The sequence below is a fragment of the Psychrobacter sp. CoH-33_TS_01 genome (assembly GCF_058189395.1).
Window position 1 is genome coordinate 87,850 of the sequence record NZ_JBVGQI010000009.1, and the last position, 22,993, is coordinate 110,842.

At 46.4% G+C, this 22,993-nt stretch carries 22 protein-coding genes; 10 read left to right on the plus strand and 12 right to left on the minus strand.

Annotated elements, in window-relative coordinates:
• The first annotated feature begins 243 nt into the window (after window positions 1–243).
• Window positions 244–1,551, plus strand: coding sequence for an alanine racemase (gene alr, locus ACZ2XM_RS12930; RefSeq protein WP_490589142.1), 1,308 nt, complete (start codon window positions 244–246; stop codon window positions 1,549–1,551).
• Window positions 1,552–1,987: 436 nt separating this feature from the next.
• On the opposite strand, the gene ACZ2XM_RS12935 is transcribed toward alr, so the two are convergent.
• From ACZ2XM_RS12935 to lgt, 3 genes are all read right to left on the minus strand, one after another.
• Window positions 1,988–2,566, minus strand: a complete 579-nt coding sequence (locus tag ACZ2XM_RS12935) for a dihydrofolate reductase (protein ID WP_490589141.1) — start codon at window positions 2,564–2,566, stop codon at window positions 1,988–1,990.
• Between the two features lie 45 nt (window positions 2,567–2,611).
• Window positions 2,612–3,472: a thymidylate synthase gene (locus tag ACZ2XM_RS12940; protein ID WP_490589140.1), complete on the minus strand. Its 861-nt coding sequence runs from the start codon at window positions 3,470–3,472 to the stop codon at window positions 2,612–2,614.
• Window positions 3,473–3,706: 234 nt separating this feature from the next.
• Window positions 3,707–4,597, minus strand: coding sequence for a prolipoprotein diacylglyceryl transferase (gene lgt / locus ACZ2XM_RS12945; RefSeq protein ID WP_490589139.1), 891 nt, complete (start codon window positions 4,595–4,597; stop codon window positions 3,707–3,709).
• 368 nt (window positions 4,598–4,965) lie between these two features.
• On the opposite strand from lgt, the gene ACZ2XM_RS12950 reads away from it, so the two are divergent.
• Both ACZ2XM_RS12950 and ACZ2XM_RS12955 read left to right on the plus strand, forming a co-directional pair.
• Window positions 4,966–6,651: a DUF4139 domain-containing protein gene (locus tag ACZ2XM_RS12950; RefSeq protein ID WP_490589138.1), complete on the plus strand. Its 1,686-nt coding sequence runs from the start codon at window positions 4,966–4,968 to the stop codon at window positions 6,649–6,651.
• 102 nt (window positions 6,652–6,753) lie between these two features.
• Window positions 6,754–7,569, plus strand: a complete 816-nt coding sequence (locus ACZ2XM_RS12955; protein ID WP_490589137.1) for an NRDE family protein — start codon at window positions 6,754–6,756, stop codon at window positions 7,567–7,569.
• A gap of 141 nt (window positions 7,570–7,710) precedes the next feature.
• On the opposite strand, the gene ACZ2XM_RS12960 is transcribed toward ACZ2XM_RS12955, so the two are convergent.
• A complete protein-coding gene (locus tag ACZ2XM_RS12960; protein WP_490589136.1) occupies window positions 7,711–8,229 on the minus strand; it encodes an RNA pyrophosphohydrolase in 519 nt (172 codons plus the stop codon).
• A gap of 441 nt (window positions 8,230–8,670) precedes the next feature.
• On the opposite strand from ACZ2XM_RS12960, the gene ACZ2XM_RS12965 reads away from it, so the two are divergent.
• On the plus strand, window positions 8,671–9,096 hold the full coding sequence (locus ACZ2XM_RS12965) for an OsmC family protein (protein WP_490589135.1): 426 nt from the start codon (window positions 8,671–8,673) through the stop codon (window positions 9,094–9,096).
• Window positions 9,097–9,114: 18 nt separating this feature from the next.
• Window positions 9,115–9,534, plus strand: coding sequence for an MAPEG family protein (locus ACZ2XM_RS12970; protein WP_490589214.1), 420 nt, complete (start codon window positions 9,115–9,117; stop codon window positions 9,532–9,534).
• A 97-nt stretch (window positions 9,535–9,631) separates the two neighbouring features.
• Here ACZ2XM_RS12970 and ACZ2XM_RS12975 read toward each other — a convergent pair whose 3' ends face one another.
• From ACZ2XM_RS12975 to ACZ2XM_RS13005, 7 genes are all read right to left on the minus strand, one after another.
• A complete protein-coding gene (locus ACZ2XM_RS12975; protein ID WP_490589134.1) occupies window positions 9,632–10,645 on the minus strand; it encodes a tRNA dihydrouridine synthase in 1,014 nt (337 codons plus the stop codon).
• Between the two features lie 3 nt (window positions 10,646–10,648).
• On the minus strand, window positions 10,649–12,139 hold the full coding sequence (locus ACZ2XM_RS12980) for a UvrD-helicase domain-containing protein (protein WP_490589133.1): 1,491 nt from the start codon (window positions 12,137–12,139) through the stop codon (window positions 10,649–10,651).
• Window positions 12,140–12,562: 423 nt separating this feature from the next.
• Window positions 12,563–13,273: a twin-arginine translocase subunit TatC gene (gene tatC, locus ACZ2XM_RS12985; protein WP_490589213.1), complete on the minus strand. Its 711-nt coding sequence runs from the start codon at window positions 13,271–13,273 to the stop codon at window positions 12,563–12,565.
• 125 nt (window positions 13,274–13,398) lie between these two features.
• Entirely contained in the window at window positions 13,399–14,091 is a 693-nt protein-coding gene (gene tatB / locus ACZ2XM_RS12990; RefSeq protein WP_490589132.1) for a Sec-independent protein translocase protein TatB, read from the minus strand.
• Window positions 14,092–14,215: 124 nt separating this feature from the next.
• Window positions 14,216–14,461 (minus strand): Sec-independent protein translocase subunit TatA, encoded by a 246-nt coding sequence (gene tatA / locus ACZ2XM_RS12995; RefSeq protein WP_490589131.1) that lies wholly within the window; start codon window positions 14,459–14,461, stop codon window positions 14,216–14,218.
• 180 nt (window positions 14,462–14,641) lie between these two features.
• Entirely contained in the window at window positions 14,642–15,526 is an 885-nt protein-coding gene (gene hisIE, locus ACZ2XM_RS13000) for a bifunctional phosphoribosyl-AMP cyclohydrolase/phosphoribosyl-ATP diphosphatase HisIE (RefSeq protein ID WP_490589130.1), read from the minus strand.
• A gap of 401 nt (window positions 15,527–15,927) precedes the next feature.
• On the minus strand, window positions 15,928–16,371 hold the full coding sequence (locus ACZ2XM_RS13005; protein ID WP_490589129.1) for an acyl-CoA thioesterase family protein: 444 nt from the start codon (window positions 16,369–16,371) through the stop codon (window positions 15,928–15,930).
• A 638-nt stretch (window positions 16,372–17,009) separates the two neighbouring features.
• Between ACZ2XM_RS13005 and rpmI the strand changes: the two genes are divergently transcribed.
• The 5 genes from rpmI to ACZ2XM_RS13030 all read left to right on the plus strand — a co-directional run bounded on the left by rpmI (window position 17,010) and on the right by ACZ2XM_RS13030 (window position 22,268).
• Window positions 17,010–17,207: a 50S ribosomal protein L35 gene (gene rpmI / locus ACZ2XM_RS13010; protein ID WP_201498519.1), complete on the plus strand. Its 198-nt coding sequence runs from the start codon at window positions 17,010–17,012 to the stop codon at window positions 17,205–17,207.
• A gap of 214 nt (window positions 17,208–17,421) precedes the next feature.
• A complete protein-coding gene (gene rplT / locus ACZ2XM_RS13015) occupies window positions 17,422–17,778 on the plus strand; it encodes a 50S ribosomal protein L20 (protein ID WP_201498520.1) in 357 nt (118 codons plus the stop codon).
• 213 nt (window positions 17,779–17,991) lie between these two features.
• Window positions 17,992–19,047: a phenylalanine--tRNA ligase subunit alpha gene (gene pheS / locus ACZ2XM_RS13020; protein ID WP_490589128.1), complete on the plus strand. Its 1,056-nt coding sequence runs from the start codon at window positions 17,992–17,994 to the stop codon at window positions 19,045–19,047.
• 131 nt (window positions 19,048–19,178) lie between these two features.
• Window positions 19,179–21,578 carry a phenylalanine--tRNA ligase subunit beta gene (gene pheT / locus ACZ2XM_RS13025; RefSeq protein WP_490589127.1) on the plus strand — a complete coding sequence of 800 codons (2,400 nt, stop codon included), beginning with the start codon at window positions 19,179–19,181 and terminating at the stop codon, window positions 21,576–21,578.
• 393 nt (window positions 21,579–21,971) lie between these two features.
• Window positions 21,972–22,268, plus strand: coding sequence for an integration host factor subunit alpha (locus ACZ2XM_RS13030; protein WP_490589126.1), 297 nt, complete (start codon window positions 21,972–21,974; stop codon window positions 22,266–22,268).
• A 175-nt stretch (window positions 22,269–22,443) separates the two neighbouring features.
• Here the strand turns inward: ACZ2XM_RS13030 and ACZ2XM_RS13035 are convergent, their stop codons facing one another.
• On the minus strand, window positions 22,444–22,809 hold the full coding sequence (locus ACZ2XM_RS13035) for a hypothetical protein (RefSeq protein ID WP_490589125.1): 366 nt from the start codon (window positions 22,807–22,809) through the stop codon (window positions 22,444–22,446).
• Between the last annotated feature and the right edge of the window lie 184 nt (window positions 22,810–22,993).

The window sequence follows — 22,993 nt, forward strand, 5'->3', positions numbered from 1 at the left end:
CTAAGCCTACTCTTGTCATCAGTAACCGGCGCAGACTCAGCGCATCATCTAAATTATGCCCCACATGCACGTTTTCACAGTCGCTTAAGCCTTGTTTTTCAGCATAAACCTTTAATATCTGATATATCAATAAAAATACTTTACCTCTGTAATTTATAACCGCTATGTTAAACTAAGTAAGTACCATTATAAATTTGCTTTTCCATCAGTTAGTTAATCAATAATCAATAATCAAGGATGATGATGACCCCATTTAATACTAAATCCAGTTTTTTATCGCTTGCCATTGTCGCAGTTGCCTACGGGGTCAGCGTGCCTTCTACTGTTGCCCACGCCGCGCCAGCGTTAACTTATATCGGCGATTATGCAGATACCAAGACCCATCTATATAATTCTCACAATACTCGCGCGCTTAATATCGACAATGCCAACGCTTGGCTTGAGGTGGACGCTGGCGCTTATGGCGACAACATTGAGGCAATGCGCAACCACTTAAATGGGCAGGCTGAGATTTGCGCCATATTAAAGGCAGATGCTTACGGGTTTGGTATTAACAACTTAATGCCCACCATTATGCAGCATAATGTGCCTTGTATTGGTGTTGCCAGTAATGAAGAGATTCGCATTGCTCACAGCCATGGCTATAAAGGGCGCATCATGCGTGTGCGCGCCGCTACCAATGCTGAAATCGAAGACGCCATGCAATATGGCGTTGAAGAATTAATTGGCAGCCTAAAACAAGCAGAAATTGTCAATGAGCTTGCTAAAAAAGCCGGTAAAAACATTAAGTTTCATATGGCATTAAACGCTGGCGGCATGGACCGTAACGGTATTGATCTTAGCGTTAACCGTTTGCAGCAAGATGCTATCGCGATAACCAAGATGAGTAACCTTGACATTGTTGGCATTATGACACACTTCCCAGAAGAAGACCGCGAAGATGTGCTAAAAGGGCTAACAACTTTTAAACAGCAAACCGACTGGTTGATAAAAGCGGCTAATTTAGACAGAGATAAGTTGACCATTCACGCTGCCAACTCGTTTGTGTCATTAAATGTGCCAGAGGGCTGGTTTGATATGGTGCGCCCGGGGGCAATATTATTTGGTGAGCCGTATTTTGAGCGTGAAGATTTTAAATTTATAATGAGTTTTAAAAGCCGAGTTGCTAGCGTTAATTATTACCCCAAAGGCTCAACGGTTGGCTATGACCGCACTTATAAATTAACGCGCGACAGCTATTTGGCAAACTTACCATTTGGTTATTCTGATGGCTATCGCCGTACCTTTACCAATAAAGGGCACGTGCTTATCAATGGGCATAAAGTACCGGCGGTAGGCAAAATCTCGATGAATACCACAATGGTGGATGTAACCGATTATCCAGACATTAAATCGGGCGATGAGGTGGTTATCTTTGGCAAACAAGGCGATGTGGAAGTGACGCAAAACGAGGTGGAAGAAATTGTGGATACCTTATTTACCGAGATATATGCCAATTGGGGCAATGCCAATCCTAAGTTTTTAAAAACACCCACAGCAACCATGCCTTAACCATTTGTGTGATGCTTTCGGTAACAAGGACCCACAAAGCATTATCAAGTGGTACTAATCCCTCTACCATACCTTCTGATAAGCTATCCCAAGGCAAAAATTACTCAGGGGTAGTTGCAAGAACTGGGCGGTGTACCGGGATAGGTCCGGTGTTAGTGAAGACTATTTATAAAGTCTTGCCTGAATAGGGGACCTTAAATTTACCCATAAAAAACGGACCGTGAATCATTATTCGTGGCCCGTTTTTTTTGCTTTATTTTTTGCTCCCTCCCTTTACAAAAGGGAGGGGGCAGAATCTATTGAGATGTTAAAAGATTTATAGTCCCCCTTTTCAAAAGGGTGAGAAGCACTGCTTCGCAAGAGGGGGATTTTTTTAGTTATTAGTAAATATTGCACTTATTATCCTAAAACCGAGTTTAGATAACCAGTAAGGTCATCAAGCCTTTTTCTGATAAGTCACAAAGCGGTAGCTAAGCCCACTCTTTTCATCAGTCACCGGTGCAGACTCAGCAACTTTTTCAAAATCGCTAGGAATCTCAGGATAAAAAGCCTCGCCATTTTCAATACTGGTATCGACCAAGGTCAGCTCAATGCGATCGGTAAACATCAGCGCATTTTTAAAGACTTTCTCGCCACCGATAATCCAAATGGTATCGAATTTTAAACCGTGGGCTAGGTTGGCGGCATGCGTCAGCGCGTCATCTAAATTATGCACCACATGCACGTTTTCACGGTCGCTTAAGCCCTGTTTTTCAGCATAGTCTAGCTGAGTAGTCACCACAAAATTGACGCGTTTTGGTAAAGGTTTTGCGCCCATCGATTCGAAGGTTTTACGGCCCATGATTACGATGCCGTTAAAGCCAGAATCGGCGTATTCGTTGGTTTCTGCGGTGGTTAAAGCTTTGAAATGCTGCAAGTCGCCTGAGATATGCCAAGGCAGCTGATTTTCTTTACCAATACAGCGCTCGTTACTAATAGCAGCGATTTGGGCAACCTGGGTATGGGCGTAGCTCATAAATAGTCCTTGGCAGAAAAATAGGGAGAGAAATTGGGCGAGGATCTAAACCGCCACTGGTGCTTTAATGGCAGCGTGCGACTGATAGTTATCAATACTGATATCGGCAAAATCAAAGTCGAATATATCTTTAATGTCAGGGTTTAGCGTCAAGGTTGGCAGCTCGTAGCAATCACGCGCCAACTGCGTGTTTACCTGCTCGACATGGTTGGCATAAATGTGACAATCGCCCCCGGTCCAAATAAATTCACCAACGCCTAGATCGCACACTTGCGCGACCATATGGGTTAGCAGCGCGTAACTGGCAATATTAAAGGGGACGCCTAAAAATAAATCGGCTGAACGTTGATACAGCTGGCAAGACAGCTTGCCATCCGCCACAAAAAACTGAAATAGCGTGTGGCAAGGGGGCAGGGCTACTTGATTGGCTTCTGCGGGATTCCAACCGGAAACGATAAGGCGGCGCGAGTTTGGATTGGTTTTAATCTGCTGAATAACTTCACAAATTTGGTCGATACCATCTTGGCGATACTGTCCAGAGTCATCCTTGCTAGCGCCATAATTGCGCCACTGATGACCATATATAGGGCCCAGCTCACCGGCAGGACGACCAAAACGCGCAGTCTGCTCGGCGGTCGACCATTCGTTCCAAATACGCACGTTATGCTCTTGCAAATAAGCGACGTTGGTATCGCCCTTCAAGAACCAAAATAGCTCATAAATAATCGATTTAAGATGCACTTTTTTAGTGGTCATCAACGGAAAGCCGTCATTTAAATCAAAGCGCATCTGTGCGCCAAAATGACTGTAAGTGCCGGTACCGGTGCGATCGCCTTTTTGGGTGCCGTGGGCTAAGACGTAGCGAAGTAGCTCCAGATAAGCGGCTTCATTTTTACTCGTAATCATAGGGTTAAGCCTTACTAATATAGTGAAATCGCTCGCTTTAGCGTCGGTTTGCTTATACAAAGTGTATTTTCAAAATACTATTTTAAAAAAAATGAGATTAACAGTCGTAGTGCTATGGCAACCAACGCGCTTTATCTAAAGGTTAGCTGTTTATAAAGGCTAGTTATTTATAAAGGCTAGCGGTTTATAAAGGCTGTAAAAGTTAGCTTTGCGTCAGTAGCACTACTTTAAAGCTTAATATGTTGTGGTCGCTTTTGGACCCCAGTCGTAAACGCCGCGCTTATAAGCATAGGCGAACAGCAGCAAGCCAACGATAATCATCGGAGCGGTCAGAATCTGTCCTTTGGTCATCCAACCAAATAGGATGAAGCCTTGGTCGACGTCAGGCTGACGGAAAAACTCAATGATAAAACGACTCAAGCCATAGCCTAAGACGAATAGCGCTGAAGCAGCCATACGTGGACGCGGTTTTGAGGTATATAGCCACAGGATGATGAATAGCAGTAAACCTTCTGCGAACGCTTCGTACAATTGCGAAGGGTGGCGTGGCAACAAATACTGGCCATTCACCTCTAACATCCGCTCTTTTAGTGCAGGATTGGCCGTGAGTTGCTGCATGTCAAAGCCGGCCGCCTGTGGGAAATACGTGAGCCAGTTATAGCTGCCTTCTGAAACCCGGCCCCATAATTCGCCGTTTATATAATTGCCGATACGACCGAATAATAAACCTGTAGGTACGCAGGGCACTACAAAATCTAATACGGTGAATACTGGCTTTTTATATTTGCGGGCGAAATACAGCATCGCTAACGCTACCCCGAGGAAACCGCCGTGAAAAGACATGCCGCCTTCCCAAACGCGGAAAATATAAGCCGGGTTTGCCAATAACTGATCGAGCTGATAGAACAGCACGTAGCCAATGCGTCCGCCTAATATGACCCCGAGGGCACCAAAAAATACCAGGTCTGAGACCATCTCCGTCGTCCAACCTTCGCGCTTACTGCTGCGATACCAAGCGAGGCCATAGGCCGCGGCAAAGGCCAACAGATACATCAAGCCATACCAGTGAACTTGTAACGGTCCAGCGCTCAGCGCTACCGGGTCGTACTGCGGATGAATCATCATGAGGGCATCATACAAAGTGAAGAAAATGGTCTCATAATACCAAAAAAAGCCGCTTGAAAATACACTGGAGCGGGAATAGCTTATTGCCGCTAGTCTTTATGATTTCGCTTTACAACCGCAATCCTATAGCCCATCAGCCGCTAGCGAATTTCTCTTATTTTAATGCAAAGTTTGCGCTAGGCAATTTGTCACTATCTGTCTGATTGTTTACAGTAAAAACCAGGGAACTTGCGGGTAGATATTGGTCAGTTATTGGGCTGTTAATTCACCAAAAAGCGGGTAAGATAGAAGTTACTTACGCTTAGTGAGGAGACTGCTGTGCGGCTCCTAGCGCCCGTATTCAATGATAATTATAAAAGGACTTAGCCATGCCTCATTCTCCTGCTACCGCCTTCCTTGCCTTGCCACAAGCTAGGCGTAAACTCATGACTGTTAAGCTAATGGCTAGTAGCCCAAGGGCTATAATGACACCATTGCTGCCCGTTACCTTATTGGGCTTCACGGCCGTTGCTAGTGCGACTAGTGTACAGGCGGCCGTCAGTGATGTTGAGCAAGTGACCATCTATCAGGGTTTAGCTAGCGTGACCCGTACTTTACCCGTGACGGCAGCGGGCGAGCAAACGTTGGTGTTTTCTTGTTTATCTCCCTCTATCGACGAGGGCAGCATCAGCGTGCAGGCACCCCCCAGCGTCAATGTAGGCGAAGTAAGTATTGAGCGACTGACAGGGGAGCAGGCGGCTCAGTGCCAATATCAGACCGATACCAAAGTACAATCACAGCAGCAAACCTTAGCGGAGATTAATGCGGATTTAGAAGCCGCACGTTTGGCCAAAGCCTATCTGCAGAATCTCACCAAGGTCACGCAAATCAGTGTGGATGGTACGGTTGGGGGTAATGCGCGCGACCTAGAGACGCAGGCGAGTACTATTAATAAACGCATTTTGGTATTGCAGCAGCAGCAAGCTCGCGCACAAGATGCTCTCAATCAATTAATGGCCGGTAGTACCGGAGCAACACGCAATAGTGTTACTCAAGTCAGTGTGCGCACCGCCACGCGGACGCCCGGATCCGTCAAACTGCATTACCAAGTCCGCGGCGCCAGTTGGCAACCGACTTATCAAGCGCGCTTAAACACTGAAACTGAGCAACTCAGCATTATCGCCTCAGCCGTTATCGCCCAGCAGACCGGTGAGAACTGGACCAATATTCCGCTCACATTAAGCTCAGTCGACCCCAATCAGAACACCACAGGCAGCTTGCCGATAGTGCCGCGCTTGTCTCTGTATGAAGAAGAGCAAGATAACACCACCAAGCGCTTGTCTGCGCGCCCGATGGCTGCCCCCATAGTGGCCATGGCACAAGCGGAATACTCTGCGGACATGGCGGAAGGCGGCGGTATGGCCCCGCTACCGAGCTTTACCGTGAATAGCCAAGATAAAAACGGCATTACCGAATATAGCTTGCCGCAGCGAGTTAATATCCCAAGCGACGGTCGCCGGGTGCAAACCGTTATCGCTGAGCAGGCCGGTAAGAGTAAGGTCTGGCTGCGTAGCACTCCTGAACGCGAGCGCAAAGCTTACTGGTATGCTTCAGCTCCCTTCTTAACGCCAGCCTGGGTCGATGGCTCATTACAGCTATACCGTGATGACAACTATGTCGGCCAGTCCAACTATAGCTACCAGCAGCTTAAAGAGCAGGGCATTGGCTTTGGTGAAGACCCGAATCTACTGGTCAAACAATTAATCAATGAAAGTAAACAAGGCGATAAAGGCGTGTTGAACCGTACGCAAACCGTCACCAGCACGCAGTCCTATCAGTTTACCAACCAGCATAAGCGTACGGTGCGGCTGCAAGTCTTAGGTAGCGAGCCGGTCAGCCAAGATGAGGCTATCAAGCTCACAGTAACCCATACTCCGCCTGTAACTGAAAAAAATTGGAATGATAATAAAGGGATGGTGGCGTGGCAGTTTGATTTGCCGGCCCAGCAAACGAAAGTTGTGACCTCGACCCAGCAAATCAGCTATCCTGCCAGTAAGCAACTCAGTGGTAATTGATGGCAGGCCGTCGTTAACTATTAGCTCGCTATCTTGCATCTCCTATTACCACGACTCTATTTTATTTAAAGTCGACTAAAACAAGTTTATGAAAGGAAGACTATGTGTATCGTCGCCATAGCTTGGCAATTATTTGAAGAGATGCCGTTGGTACTGCTCTCTAACCGTGATGAGTTTTTTGCGCGGCCCACCCAGGCGCTGCATCAATGGTCAGACCATCCTGTTTACGCAGGACGCGATGAGAAAAGTGGTGGCTCTTGGTTGGGAATCCAGCAAACCAGCGCTGGCGAGCAAAATGGTCGTTGGGCGGCGGTGTTAAACTTCCGTGATGGCGTGCAAGCCGACCCAGAGCAGCGCTCCCGTGGTGATTTGGTCACTGAGTACTTAATAGGGGATTTATCTCCGATGGCGTATGCTCGCCAGTTGGATTTGCAAGCGTATGCCGGTTTTAACCTTATCGTTGGCGACCGTCAGCAAGCCGTATTAGTCAATAACCGCGGTTATCCGCCCACGCCGCTATTCGCGGGCTTGCATGTGCTGTCTAACGGGCAGCCTGATAGTGAGTGGTATAAATGCGAGCGTTTGCGCGGCCGAGTACGCCAAGAAGTGTTGCCGTTAATCGCTGAAAATAGTGAGCGCTCTTATTGGCAACAGGCGGCGTATGACGTGATGTCTGATCGTCTTAAGGCAACGGATGAGCAACTGCCACACACGGGCATGCCAATCGCTATTGAGCAGATGCTGTCTGCTGTCTATATAGAAGATGGCAGCTTTAAAGACTTTGGTTTAATGGGCAGTTATGGCACGCGCAGCCAAAGTATTTTAACCATAAGTGTGGATACTGAAGAAGCAGTAAAGTCTAATACCGCAGTGTCTCTACATTTAAGCAGCCGTCAACGGACACCTTTACAACAATAGCGTTAGTCTTTATCTAAGCGAACTTTGCTCATTTTATTAATGTAGAGCTAGATTATCTTGATAAAAAAAGAGCCCCTACTATAACCGTAGGGGCTCTTTACTAACCAATACTGCACTTTGCTTCAGTCTGCTGCCAATACATTAAGCGATTAAATGATTGGCTTGCTTAGGGATGATAAGCTCTTGTTTTAACGGCAGTTCCCGAGCGAGCTCTTGCAATGCTCGGCGGTAAACCCCGCGTTTAAAATGTACCACCTGACCTAGGGGGTACCAATAGCTGACCCATTCCCAATGATCAAACTCAGGTTTGACCGAATCAAAGCGAATATGTTGGGTATTCGGTTCATCTAGACGCAGCAAAAACCACTTTTGTTTTTGCCCAATACATAAGGGATACTGCCCATGACGGACGTAACGCTTGGGGAGGCGATAGCGCAGCCAATCTTGCGTGACGGCCAATACTTCGACGTGACGCGGATATAAACCGACTTCTTCCCACAGCTCGCGGTACATCGCATCTATTGGTGTCTCGCCAGCATCTATGCCCCCTTGCGGGAACTGCCACGCGTCGTGTCCAATTCGTTTTGCCCACAGGACTTGCCCTCTCGTATTTGCCAAGATGATACCGACATTGGCGCGAAAGCCGTCTGCATCAATCATGACGATTACCTTTTTAATAGTTTAACAATGTGACATTTAAAAAGTTATCTTAGTAAGTTAATCTGTGCTTTGCCTTTGGTTGCTCTCATTATAATTCGGCTTTAGCCGCGCAAAGCGCTAAACTAAATCACAAGATAAAAGTTGTTGCCCTTATTAGAACAAGAATCAGCGTAAATGTGTAACGATATTTTGCTATAAAAATGTTTCACAAATTAACCTAATATAAATCAATAGCTTATACATAATAATTTTCGTCATGAAACCTTATTGCGCCCAATAAGCGAAAACGAGCCTAATTTTATTTTACGGTAGTGATAAAAACAGTAGCAAACCTGCTCAAGGCTACAGAGCAGCAAACCTCACTCTCCTTTAGGTATGCTAAACTAAACCAAAATTAATAGCCCAAAACAATAGTCCAAAATAACATCAAGGATATCCCTTATGACCGATCAGAAATTCGCTTTAAACGCTGCAGTAGTTTGGCAAGAAAACGTGAGCTTTATAGGGACTGCGCCTTCTGGTAAAACGGTAGCTATCGATGCTGATAAGCAGACCGGTGCCAGTCCAATGGAGTTGATTCTATTAGGGTTAGGCGGCTGCGCCAGCTATGATGTGGTGACTATTTTGCAAAAGTCACGTCAGGATATTACCGATGTGCGTTGTGAGCTGTCTGCCAACCGTGCCGATACCGTCCCCGCCGTTTATACCGAAATCCATCTGCATTTCGTAGTGTCGGGCAATGACGTTAAAGAGAAGCAAGTGGCCAAAGCAGTCGAGCTATCTGCCGAGAAATACTGCTCAGCCAGTCAAATGCTATCAGCTGGTGGCGTAAAGATTACTCATGATTTTGAGATAGTAGCTGCCTAGGGAGAGGGGTCAGTGAATATGTTATTTGAATGGATTCCTGAAACCGCTAATGTGGCTATTTGGGCGATGGTGATAGCGAGTCTATTGCCATTAAGCTTTGCTATCATGGCGAAAATGCTCGGGGGTTTTGGTTTAGCTGATAATGCCAATCCACGCGAGTTTATGCAGCATGCTTCAGGGCCGGCTGCTCGAGCAAATGCCGCGCAACAAAACAGCTATGAGACCCTGCCAGTATTTTTAGCAGCCGTGTTAGTAGCGATGTTGTTCTTCGTTCCGCAGTCGATTATTAATTATCTGGCTTGCCTGTACGTCTTGCTACGCTTTGCTTATGGCGTCGCTTATATTGTGAACCTGCCGACATTTCGCTCGATCCTTTGGGGTCTGTCGATATTGTGTTGTCTGCTGCTGTTTTATTTAGCGATTCGACTGAGTGCTTAAGTAATAGGGTAATGGGTCAATAGGGCAGGCAGTAAATAAGAGTGCGAGGAAGTCGTGCTCTTATAGTATCTAATAGTTTAAAACCACTCATAATTCGCTAATCCGTCTCATACTGACGCAAGATTTGAATAATCACCGCCTTATCTTTCTCTCTCTTAATACTATTCCAAACTATCTGCGCTTCCTCATAGCCCTTGCTGAGCATGCCAAGCCACTGTTTATAGCGGCCTACCAACACTTTGTCATTTTTCGCATCGCCCTGCAAAAACATAATTTGAAAAGGAATAAGCTGTTGCCAAGTGACTTCGGAAGTAGGGTTCTCCACTTTGGCAATTAGGTCGGGTCGGGTCACGGCGCCGCGGCCTAGCATGAGATGGGTAGACTGTGCCTGTGCCATACAATCATGCGCTTGCTCAGCGGTCCAAATCTCGCCATTAGCAATCACCGGAATGGGCAACTCTGTAAAGCTGGCGATTTTATCCCAGTAGGCGGGTGGCTTATAGCCCTGGGTCTTGGTGCGTGCATGTATCGTGAGCCAGTCCGCGCCACTGTCAGCGATAGCTTGGCGGATATCTTCCATATTGCTGGTATCGTTATAGCCCAAGCGAATCTTAGCGGAGACGGGAATATGAGCAGGTACTGCGTCTCTAACCGCTGCGATAATATCACGCATTACCGCAGGCTCATCGAGCAGCACCGAACCGCCACGGTGGTTGTTCACAGTCTTGGCCGGGCAGCCGAAATTGATATCGATCGCTGGCGCGCCAATCTCACACACCGCTAGCGCATTCTCTGCCATCAGCGTAGGGTCACTACCGAGTAACTGCACATGAATGGGCGTGCCCGAAGCCGTTTTGCTGTCGGTCTTTAACTCGGGAACAAAGCGATAAAATACATGGTTAGGCAAAACATGAGCATTAACCCGAATAAATTCACTCACTGACCAGTCGTAAGGCCGGCCTAAGTCGCTAGCGATTTGCGTGAGGATTTGCCGCATTAAAGGGTCGGTGAGACCTTCCATCGGCGCGAGTAGGCGGACGGGATTGGCAAACCAGCTGTTAGTGACGGCATCGGCTGTGCTAGCTGCTAAAGGAGATAAGGTACTGCTCATGCGCTAATTTCCATAAATCACTTTTTTGCCTGACTTTAACCCCGAGATTAAATCAGAAATATGATGGATATCCAAGTTGGTCTGCGCGCGCGTACATGCCACATATAATAACCGCAACTCTTCTGGGCTAATCTTAATGCCACTGGTGGTCACGTCATAATAGAAGTCATCATCGAGCTGCACGCGCGACCATTCCAAGCCTTTGGCCTTATGGGCGGTAGAAATCACGTAATCCGCATCTTTCACATCGGTTAAGCTATTCACCGCCTTCGTCAAAATATCGGTACCATGATCATCTACTAATTTCACCAGCGTTTTTAAATCACTGCCTTCATTGGTCTCAGAATAATCCTGCACATCTGACCAATTATAGAAATACGCTAACTCAGGCACGCCGTAAGCTGGTTTGCCATTTTTTAGGTTCTCTGCCGATTGGCAAAAGCGTAGCATGCGCTCAGTATCGGCTTGTAAGGCGACTTTATGGCCAAGCTTTAATCCCATTAATAATTGTGTCATCGCCGCGGCATTGGTCCGGCATAGAATCGCGTCTTTTTTACCATGCACGAGTGATTTGGCCAGTCCCGATTCCCTATTGGGATTACCTTTGAGTGGGATATCTTCTTGTAAGGCGGCTAACAATAAGTTGGCCACCTCGGCAATAGGCTCGCCAAAACGGAACGATTGGGTCAATAGCGTCTGCGGTAAAGGCAGCTTTTTCATAGCATTGACCGCGCCGCGCCACTCATAAATCTGCTGGTGCGCATCGCCCACATAGATTACTTGGCGGGATTGCTGGGTCAAAATCCCCATCATTAACGGGTCAGCATCTTGCGCCTCATCAAACAGAATAAAATCAGCGGGAATGGTCGGTTTGGATAAGGCCCATAACTTAAGATAAATATCGTGACCAATACCCGCCGGATGACGTGGGTCAATCGATTGTAGCCAGCGCTGCTCGACGGCAGGGTAGAGGGCTTCACGCAATTGTTCAGCATCGCTCTCACTCAGCCAGCTAGGAAATTCTAAATGGCGCGGGGCCGGATAGCTGGCATGAGTGCTACAAAAATGACTGACGGCATCGCTGACAAAGCGGGCTTGGCGGGCAGGGGTCAAATTAATATATTTGCTCGAGCCTTCAACCTGACGTCTAACTTGAATGGTTTGTAGCCGTAAATCATCACCCAGGCGTTTGGGAGAGAATCTTGGCAAAGATAATTTCGCGGTAATATCACGCGGCACATGGCGATACGCTAGCGAGTGAAAAGTACGGCATTCCACATGCGGAGGGAATTTCTGCTTGGCCTCAGCAGCAATGCCTTTGTTAAAAGCTAGGTATAAGCCGCGACCACGCAGACGCTCGCCAATTAATTTTAGCGTGGTGGTTTTACCGGCACCCGCATAGGCCACCACTTTGAAGGACTTGCCATCCATCGCCATATTGAGCGCGGCAAGCTGCTCTTCGGTAGGGTCGGTCATATAAGTGGGCATGGACATAGCAAAATACCTATTGGGGACAGTGACTGGGTAAGGCCGAGGGTTGGCAATTACGGGATGCACCTTGCCCCTATAACTAAAATAAACACAATGGAATCGCTGGTGAACACCGCCAATTATTTAGCCAATAGCACTGCAAAATACGCGGCTAAAAAAAGCCACTGATTAAAGTTAAGTCAATGGCTTGGCAGCGGTCATAACTGAAGAGAAAGCAGAGGATAAGCAAGAGATGGCGCAGTTAGGCAACCCTATAGTGAATGGGGCTGCGAATATTGTGTTAAATAAGCTCGCTATTATAGCAAATTATTAGCCGTTCTTGGGGGTAGGAGTAACAGAAAAGACCCTAGGGTCATTCGTGATGGGCTAGCAGTAAAAGCGCTAACCATTGGTAAGAAACGCTGCCTAAAATTAGACCAATTCCCGCTAAGCTTTAGCAGGACGAACCAGCATTCTGGCTAGCAGTAAGCCTAGCTCAAATAATAACCACATAGGGATAGCCAACATGAGCATGGAGACACCATCGGGTGGGGTCACCACGGCAGAGACCGCAAAACACCCTACGATAATATAGCGGCGTTTATCCGCAAGGGTTTCTGTTGAGACTAGCCCTGCTAAGATGAGTAATAGCGTCACTACCGGTATCTCAAAGGTGAGGCCAAACACCATAAACAGCTTCATTGCGAAACTTAAGTAACTGGCAATGTCGGTCATGGGTAAGACGTTGTGCGGGGAGTAAGTGATAAAAAACTTGAGCACGCCTTTTAACACGATGAAGTAGGCAAAGGCGACCCCGGTATAAAACAATAAAATCGAGGAGAGTAAGACGGGAATGGCGACCCGCTTTTCTTTTTTATACAGACCTGGGGCGACGAACGACCAAATTTGATACAGGATATAAGGCATGGCCACGAAAGCCGCCACAAACAAGGTTAGGCGAATAGGCGCCATAAAGTTAGAGGTGATATCAGTAGCAATCATCGTTGCATTAGCGGGCAATTCGGCTACTAATGGATCCGATAAAAAATCATACAGCTCGCGCGCAAAGCCTACTAGGGCCAAAAATATGACCAATACGGCGACGCAAATCTTAATCAGATGCGAGCGCAGCTCAATGAGATGCTCAGTAATGGGCATGTCACCTAGGGTATCGGTCAAGTTGCTAGCGTCTGTCGCGGTCGTTTTTACACTATTCACACTATCTAGAGCCTGCTCACTGTCTGCTATTTGGCCTCTAGGTTTTTTACTCTTTTTTAGTAGGCTCATGAGGTTGCCTCAGTGCCTGTCGGGGTCATTCGGGTAAGAGCGTTATTTTGCGGAGCATTTAATAAGACGTCGGCATGATAATTGGCGCGTAACGGCGCAGGGGGTAGGCGACGGGCTTTATCATAGTCACCCAAACGAAACCACATATGCTCCCAAGGTCGGGTTATAGCCTCCGGCATAGTATTCACTGTAGCTTCGGTAGCCGTATCACCCGTAGGCAGTTCCGCAGAATTTTGCTTAGCATCAGATTTTTGGTGAACAACAGGAGTTTGCTCAGTAGCCAAGTCGCTAGTAGCATTTACTGCCGCTGCGGTAGCCCCAGATTTTTCTAGGTGGACGGCCTGAGTATTCGGGCTTGTAGTCTCTGCATCAGGCTTATATTGCGTGCTGGCGAGATGCTTATTTTGCGCATTTTCAAACTCTTGCATACTGCCGCGCAATTCTGCCATTTCCCGCTTCATCTCTGCTTCAGCTTGTTTAATCTTCGCCAGCTCTTCTTGCATCTTCTGCCGAGTCTCTGCCAAGTCGAGCTCAGCTTCAATCTCATTTTGCAGCGTCGCTACCGTACGGCGAAATTTCGCATACCAATGCCCAGCAGTACGTGCCGCTTGTGGGAGCTTTTCAGGCCCTAACACAACCAGGGCGATGACCCCAAAAAGTAAGAGCTCAGAGAATCCAATATCAAACATAGGCGTCTACAACGAAGAATGGCAGAGCGATATCAATATAAGTTGACCCGATATCGTTTTTAATAAATACAACAAGTTATGTGATAATAACGCACGATTCATTAAAGTGCATTGACAGCCGTAATCATACGTTATGCTTGTCATCGACCGAAGTCTTAGTCACTTTAAGCTCGTCAACTGGGGTGCCTGCGTCGTGGTTTAAAACGCGATGTTTATTAGCATGCTCAGTATTCTCGTCTTTGACGGCTTCTTTAAAGCCTTTGACGGCGCCGCCTAAATCTTTGCCGGCGTTTTTGAGTTTGGAAGTCCCAAATATCACAACGACAACGACGAGTAAAATAAGCCAATGAGTAATCGAAAAACTGCCCATAACGGTATCCTTAACACGTAGTGGAGGTAGCACTTATGATAGCATTTTACGCGCTGAACAAGAATGTTAGCGGTTGAATAACAGCTACTTAATATCTATCAGAGTTTATTAAGCCCTATAGCTTGGCGATAATAGCTGTGCCGGCCTTAGTGCTTAATAGTATCTTGAGCACACGACCGGCTAGCGTGAAGCTTTTTCTTCGATACCCGAGAGCCCAAAGCGTCTGCCAAGCTCAGTCAGTATCTGCTCAGAGCCGATATTAAACCATGCTAATGTGACTAAGGTATGAAACCAAACGTCTGCAATTTCATAAACTAATTCATGTTGCGCGGCTTGCAGGGTCTGAGTGTCTGATTCATCGTCAGCTTTAACATTGTGATGCTGTGCTAGTGCCGTCTCCAAATCTTTAGCGGCAATAATACTTTCTGTGCTTTCTTCACCGACTTTTTCAAGGATTTTATTCAAGCCTTTATGATAAAGACTGGCCACATAAGAGCTGTCTGGGCTGGCGGCTTTACGCTCAGTCAATACCGCATCTAATTGGCGCAAAATCACCGCCCCGTCTATCTCAGGGTTGTTATCAGTCTCAGTGTTGGTGCCAGTATCAGTACTAGTATCAGCCGCCTCAATAGGCACCGCTGTGCTGGAGGTTGATTGCTTGGCGTGACCATAGATTTCGTTAGGGTCTTTTAGGATAGGCGCAGCCACCTCCCAGCTCGGTTCAGCTTGTGACAGGTCAAGACGTTGATAGAAGCAGGACTTGCGACCGGTATGGCAGGCGATTCCACCTTGCTGGGTAACCGATAAGATAAGCGCATCGGCATCACAATCTAAATAGATGTCATGTACTTGTTGCACGTGTCCCGAAGTCTCGCCTTTATGCCACAGCTGATTGCGTGAGCGTGAAAAATACACGGCCGTTTTAGTTTGCGCGGTTAAGGTCAAAGCTTCTGCGTTCATCCAAGCCATCATAAGAATCTCACCAGTGGCATGATCTTGTGCGATTGCAGGGAGGAGGCCATCTTGATTGAATTTGATTGGGTTGAGCCAAGTTTGCATGGTCATAGGTGTCTAACTTTATAAGGGATAAAAGGAGCAGTAAGGGGGCGCTACTAGGGCTATTATCAGAGCCGCTACACTGTCTAGGCAAATTACTGCGAGTGCAAATTACTTTCAGTATAGATTGCTATAAGTACAGATTGCTGTGCGTGCAAATAGCCAAGCCGCTAGTGACCCATAATAAAGTGTGCGTTCGCATAAGGCAACGCACATATGGCTATCTCGCGAGTCCAAAAAGGCGTGACGCCACAGTGGGGAGTTTTTAAGGCAGAGGAGGTCAGCTAATCTTTATAAAAGCTGCAAAAATTTTTACCCACTGCTCTTTTTACCGACTGCTCTATAGAGGTAGGCTAATCAGGTCAGTGTAGATAATAGCAGCCACTATGCTAGTAACCTATAACAGGGGGTTATAATTCGAAAGGGGTGGGGTCGAGCGCTTCTTTGGTATGGGCATTCATAGCGATAATATGATTGAGACGGTAGTCAAAATTGACAAAGTGCAAAGTAGCTTTGGCGACTACTGAGCCATCAAACATGCGGCTGACTTTGATAGCTAAGCAGCCATCTTCATAGGTTAAATCTGTGATGCCTACCTCAAATAATAATTCTTCGCGAACTCTCACCCGGCTGTACATAGTCAGGGTTAGGTCATCCACTATTAGACCTTGATACTCTGCCGTTATTTCCTGAATCCCTTTGGCATAAAAGAAGCGCGAGCGCACCTCGGAAATCAATGAAGTTAGCGCTTCAATGGTCAAGTATTGTCCTACGTCTACTTCCGTACTACGCACGCGAATGGCCGTTTCAAAAACAAAGATTTTATCCGCAAAAACCAACTCTTGATTAGGCACTTTAGCCTCCAAGCATATCTAGCAATAGGTACAAAGCTATTGGCCACACTTGCTAGTCAATAGACATCCTTAAAACTCAGCAATTGTCATCTAGTAAAGCCCTCTGCAAATAGTAGCATATTTCTTATTGGCATAAGTGCGCCTTAATATGAATTATTTTAGCCTATAGCCCCTTATATTTAGAGTTGGTACCTGTTTAGAACGGATACGTTAGGAGTCATGGAGATAAAGTTTTTGGTTAAACGTCAGGATTAGCCTGAGATCAGGATAACCTCATATCAGGGGCGCTTTATATAAAGAGTGCTCTAGCACATCTGCAGGTGGCTGGATGATAATGATTTGAGACAGCGAAATACCATTCCTTACTCTGAGCTAAAAATACCATGCTTCACTCTGAGCTAAGCTATGAGCGGTCGCCTATAGCGGATGAATAGACCTTGGCAATTTGCTGGCTTTCCGCTATAATGTCGCCTCCCACCTCGAGGCAAATGTCTTTAGCTATGCGTTTATACTATTAGCCACTGCATTTGACGACCAGGTTCATCCTTTTATTTACCCCATAACCTTATTGTTAACGTGCTATTGGCTCGATAATAACTAAGGAGCTCAAGGTAAAAAAGATAAAGAGGCTAGTTATCATGAAAGTGAAAATGAAGACAAAACGTGGCGCTGCTAAGCGCTTCAAAAAGACGGCCACTGGTTTTAAGCGTAAGCAAGCTTTCAAAAGCCACATCCTGACCAAAAAATCTCCAAAGCGTATTCGTCAGTTACGCGGTTTGAAAATGGTTCATAAGTCTGATGTTGCAGCGGTTCGCCGTATGTGCCCGTATATCTAAGCGGACAGCTGACTTAGTAATTATTTAATCGCAACTGCTAATCGTTATTTTCGTCGTTATTGCTACCTGACTCTTGTGACTTATTAACGCCATTTGGCACTAATGATAATAAGAAAAGGTAACCGGTCTCCAAGCTTAACAGGCTTTATTGCAACTTATTAATAAGGTTGAGCTGAGACCAAGTAGCGACTATCAAAAAATCTTGGAGTAAATTATGGCTCGTGTAAAACGTGGTGTACAGGCCAATCGCCGTCACAAAAAAATCTTAAAACGCGCAAAAGGTTACTACGGTGCCCGTTCGCGTGTTTACCGTGTTGCCGTTCAAGCGGTAACTAAAGCAGGTCAGTACGCTTATCGTGACCGTCGCAACAAAAAACGTTCATTCCGTCGTCTATGGATTGCTCGTATTAATGCTGGCGCACGCTTAAACGGTTTAAGCTACAGCCGCTTTATCAACGGTCTTAAAAAGGCAAACATCGAAATCGATCGCCGTGTACTAGCTGACATCGCTATGCATGATGCACCGACTTTCGCTGCCTTGACTGAAAAAGCTAAAGCTGAGCTTGCTTAAGTTTATATTTTTAAACTTAATATCTGCATTGTTATAACGCAATTATTAAAAGCTGCCCTTAGCCGGTGGCTTTTTTTATGCCTGTATTATTTATTGCAATATAAAAGCAAGTCTTTACAATTAGGGCGTGTCGTCAATTAAGTCATGACACATTAGCGTGGTTAAATAAGGACACGCCTTAACACTCTGTTTTGATCAGGAACTATTATCACCATGAGCCATTTTGCAGATGAGGCCCTCGCAGGCGTCCTACCGACATTATCTGAGACCTTGACGGAAGTCACCCAAGCGCATTTCGATGAGTTTATCGCGGCCGCCCGCCAATTAATCGCAGGCGCAGCATCGCTACAGGATTTGCAGCAGCAGCGCGTGACCCTTACCGGGAAGAAGAGTGCCCTGACAACGTGGTCAAAGCAGCTGGGTAAATTGGATGCTGAAGACAAAAAGTCTTATGGTGCGAGTTTGCATGAAGTGCGCAGTGCTATTCAAGACGCTTTAACCGCCCAGCAGCAAGCGTTGGAAGTCGCAGCGCTACAGGCCAAGTTAGAAGCCGAGCGTATCGATATCACTTTGCCGGCTCGCGGTAGTGATAAAGGTCGTCTGCATCCGATTACTATGACGACCCAGCGTATGCAGCAGTTTTTTGTGCAGGCCGGTTTTAATGTCGCCACAGGCCCTGAAGTAGAGCACGACTACTATAACTTTGAAGCGTTGAATATTCCTTCGCATCACCCTGCGCGCGCTATGCACGATACTTTCTATTTTGATGCGCACTATTTATTGCGTACGCACACCAGCCCCGTGCAGATTCGCACTATGGAGGCCGGTGAGCCGCCTATTCGTATTATCTGTCCAGGCCGTGTCTATCGTTGTGATTCCGATCAAACGCACTCGCCAATGTTTCATCAGTTAGAAGGTTTAATGGTGAGCAAATCGAGCACTTTTGCTGAATTAAAAGGTCTGATTAGCGAGTTTTTAGAGGCTTTCTTTGGCAAATCACTGACCGTGCGTTTCCGTCCGTCATTCTTCCCTTTCACAGAGCCTTCTGCAGAAGTCGATATCTTGGCAGATAATGGCAAATGGTTAGAAGTGATGGGCTGCGGCATGGTACACCCCCAAGTCCTCAAAAACTGTGGCATTGACCCAGAAGAATATACGGGTTTTGCCTTTGGTATGGGCATTGAGCGTTTTGCCATGCTCTATTATGGTATCGATGACTTACGCTTGTTCTTCCAAAACGATGTGCGCTTTTTAAAGCAATTTAGCTAGCCTTATCGATGGCACCACTGGTCTTAGTGTCGACTACGGCTGGTGTCTCTGTTAAAAAGCAGATAAAAAGCAGCTAGAGAGCAGATAAAAAGTAGATATTAAATCAAAGCATTAACAGTATTGAGAGTCTTATGAAAATTAGTGAACAGTGGCTACGTCAATGGGTGAACCCCAACAATAGCAGTACCGAGCTTGCCGAACAATTAACGATGGCAGGTCTTGAGATTGATGATCAGTATGCCGTTGCTGCCCCTTGCGAAGGGGTGGTGGTGGGCCAAATTACTCAGGTTGCTCCGCATCCAGACGCCGATAAACTGCGTGTTACCCAAGTGGATATCGGTAGTGACGAATTGCTACAGATCGTTTGCGGTGCCCCCAATGTTTATGAAGGTATGAAAGCGCCAGTCGCGACGATTGGGGCAGTATTACCTACCGCTGATGGTCAAGGCTTTAAGATTAAAAAGAGTAAGTTACGCGGTATAGAGTCGCAAGGGATGCTGTGCGGTGCCTCTGAAATCGACCTGCCTGATGTGGTTGATGGCTTACTAGAGCTGTCTGCTGATGCACCAATAGGGAGCGATATACGCGACTATTTGGGGCTTGATGCACAAATTTTGGACATTTCTATTACGCCAAACCGTGGGGATTGCTTTAGCGTCCGTGGCATAGCGCGCGAAATCTCTGTTATCAACGATTTAGCCGTGACCCCACCAGCGATTACGGCACCGGCCGTCACTAGTGAGCAGCAACAAGCGGTGATTGTCACTGCCAGCGAAGCGTGCCCACGCTATCTTGCGCAGCTGCTTAGCAATATCGATCGCAGTGTACAGACCCCAAAATGGCTGCAAGATGCCTTGATACAATCGGGTCTGCGCTCGCATAACTTTTTGGTCGATGTGACCAATTATGTGCTATTAGAATTGGGTCAACCACTGCATGCGTTTGATGCCGATAAAATCGTCGGCGCTATCCAAGTGCGTTTTGCTAATGAAGGTGAAACGGTCGTCTTATTAAACGAGCAAACCGTTACCCTAACAGGCGATGAGCTGGTTATTGCTGATGACGAGGGCGTGTTAGCCTTGGCCGGTATTATGGGTGGCATGCGCAGCAGCGTCACGGACAGCACGACCAATATTGTGCTAGAAAGTGCCTTCTTTGCCCCCTTAAATATTGCTGGTCGCGCGCGCCGTTTTGGCTTGCATACCGATGCCTCACAACGCTTTGAGCGTGGCGTAGATTTTGAGTTGCCCGCATTGGCATTGGCCCGTGCGGCGAGCCTTATCGTTGATATCGCAGCAGCTACTGCCGGCGAAGTGACCACGGTTACAAGCGCTGAAAACCTACCGGCTCGCAATGAAATTCGTCTACCAATTCATAAGGTTAAAGACGTTCTTGGCATTGATATTGCAGTTGAAGAGATGACGCGTATTCTGACACAATTGGGTTTTGCGGTAGCGTCAGCAGATTCGGCATTGCTATGTACGCCACCGTCTTATCGTTTTGATATGGCCTTAAAGGAAGACTTGATTGAAGAGATTGCGCGTATCTATGGCTATGACAATATCCCGATGCAACTGCCGTCTTTGCAAGTCAATATGGCCTACGAAGACAGTGCGGATTTGACCTTACGTCTTAAATTGGCTTTGGTAGATGCCGGTTATATGGAAGCAGTGAGCTTTAGCTTTACTGATCCAAAGATGGAAGCGTTATTACAGGACGACGCGCTAGGGGAGGTGCTTACCTTGGCCAACCCTATCTCTGCTGACCTTGCGGTGATGCGTCGCACCTTATTATCGAGCTTACTGCCGTCGGTACAGTACAATTTAAACCGTCAGCAGCCGCGTATTCGCTTTTTTGAGACTGGGCTTAGCTTTGTCGGTCAAAGTGTCAGCGAACTAGTGCAAACCCCAAGTCTAGCTATGGTCGCTGTAGGTGATGTCTGGCCTGAGCAAGCATATGACAACCGAGCTTATGATTTTTATGATCTCAAGCACGATGTCGAGCAGCTGCTGCCTAGCGAATTTGCAACGACCCGAGTCCGGTATGAGCGTAGTAATTTAGCGTTTTTACACCCTGGCCAAAGTGCGGTGCTCTATATTGATGACGTTCGCGTCGGTTGGTTGGGTCAATTGCATCCGAGTATCGCGCAAAAGTTAGATTTGCCAGCGACTTGGGCGGCGCAGTTGGACCTATCTCCATTGTTAGAGTTAGCTAGAGAGAAGTCAGCCGTACAAACCCCTAGCAAGTATCCTCAAGTTCGCCGTGATATTGCGCTGATTGTGGATGCGGATATCGAGCTACAAGCGCTTGAAGCTACCATTCGTCAAGCGGCGGGTGACTATCTGACAGATCTCTGGTTATTTGACGTCTATCAAGGCGACAATATGCCAGAAGGCAAGCGCTCATTGGCTTTCGCTCTAGTGTGGCAAGATGCGCAGCAGACTTTAGCCGATGAAACTATCAAGCAGGCTTTCGATAAAGTAGTAGCGGCACTGCGCGAGCAACATCAAGCGCAACTGCGTGATAGTTAAGAAATTATAGTAAAAAGAGTCTATAGTAATGTCTCGCTATGCCATGGTATAGAGTCAAGCGGTCCTATTCGACCTGCGCATACTCGACCGTGAATAGGGAGACTTACTGAGCCATCACCATCTTTGTAGGCATTCTCTGACAGCGGTAATTGCCCTAAATTGGGGCGTTAGCGCTTAGATTTATTGAATGCAGGGTTGCAGATAGTCTAGGTGACTAGTAATGAGTTATATTGAATATTAACTTAATTGTTAATTTACAAATATTATACTTGCTAGCGCTTTAATCAATTGATAAGGTTGTAAGTTAAGAATTACTAACAATTGTCTTGAATAGAGATGGCATATTCAAGGTTGCGACGTAATTACCTATAACTAGACAACAAGGAGCACATTATGAAGACATTGACCAAAGCTGATTTGATTGAGCACTTAATGCAGCAGATGCAACTGACGCGCCAAGAAGGGCGTTGTTTAGTAGAGAATTTTTTTGATGAGTTATCGACCAGCCTCATTGAAGGTAAAGTCATTAAATTATCAGGATTTGGTAATTTTGAGCTAAAAGACAAAAGAAGCCGTCCGGGTCGTAACCCCAAAACGGGTGAGCCTGTTGCCGTATCGGCAAGACGCGTAGTGACTTTCAAAGCAGGACAGAAGTTTCGTCAAAAGGTCGATGCCAACCTTTTTAGTTAAGGGCAGACGGTTATAACTCAACTTTGACCCTTATTTAGCCCTTCTTATAGTTATCACTGCTTATAATTATCACTGTTTATAATTTTAAGACGAAAAAAAAGAGAGCCTAGGCTCTCTTTTTTATTGCTTAATAAACAGACTAAATATTTAGACTATTTACTAAACTCAGTATAAATTACTGAGCAGGTGCTTCTTCAACAACAACTACGTCGTCAGCAGCATCAACAGCAGTAGCGTCAGTTGCAGCTGGATCAACAACTACAGCTTCAGTACCGTCAGCAGGAACTTCTGCGTCGATTTCGTTAGTTGCAGTAGCAGCAGCAGCGTCAGCAGTAGCAGCAGCAGCAGCGTCAACTTCAGCAGCAGCGTCAGCTACAGGCTCGCCTTCAGCAGCGCCTTCTTGGATCTCTTCTTGAGCGTCTTGAATTTCTTCTTGCGCGTCAGCTACGTCTTCAGCAGCGTTTTCTTTGTTGCTATCGCAAGCAGCAAGACCCATTGAAGCGGCCATAATACCTGATAGAGCTAGTAACTTAAGTTTCATAGGGATATCTCCATAATAAAAAAAGAGCAGTAGCCAAAAAAGTAAAAATTGACACAACGAAATTCGAGGGTCAATTTAACAAGTTGGAGCTACACAGCTTGCACGTATTTTATATAAACTCTATGACAAAAGAAAGCGTTTCTACATTTAAGTAACAATTAAATACACTGTTACATTCTTAAAG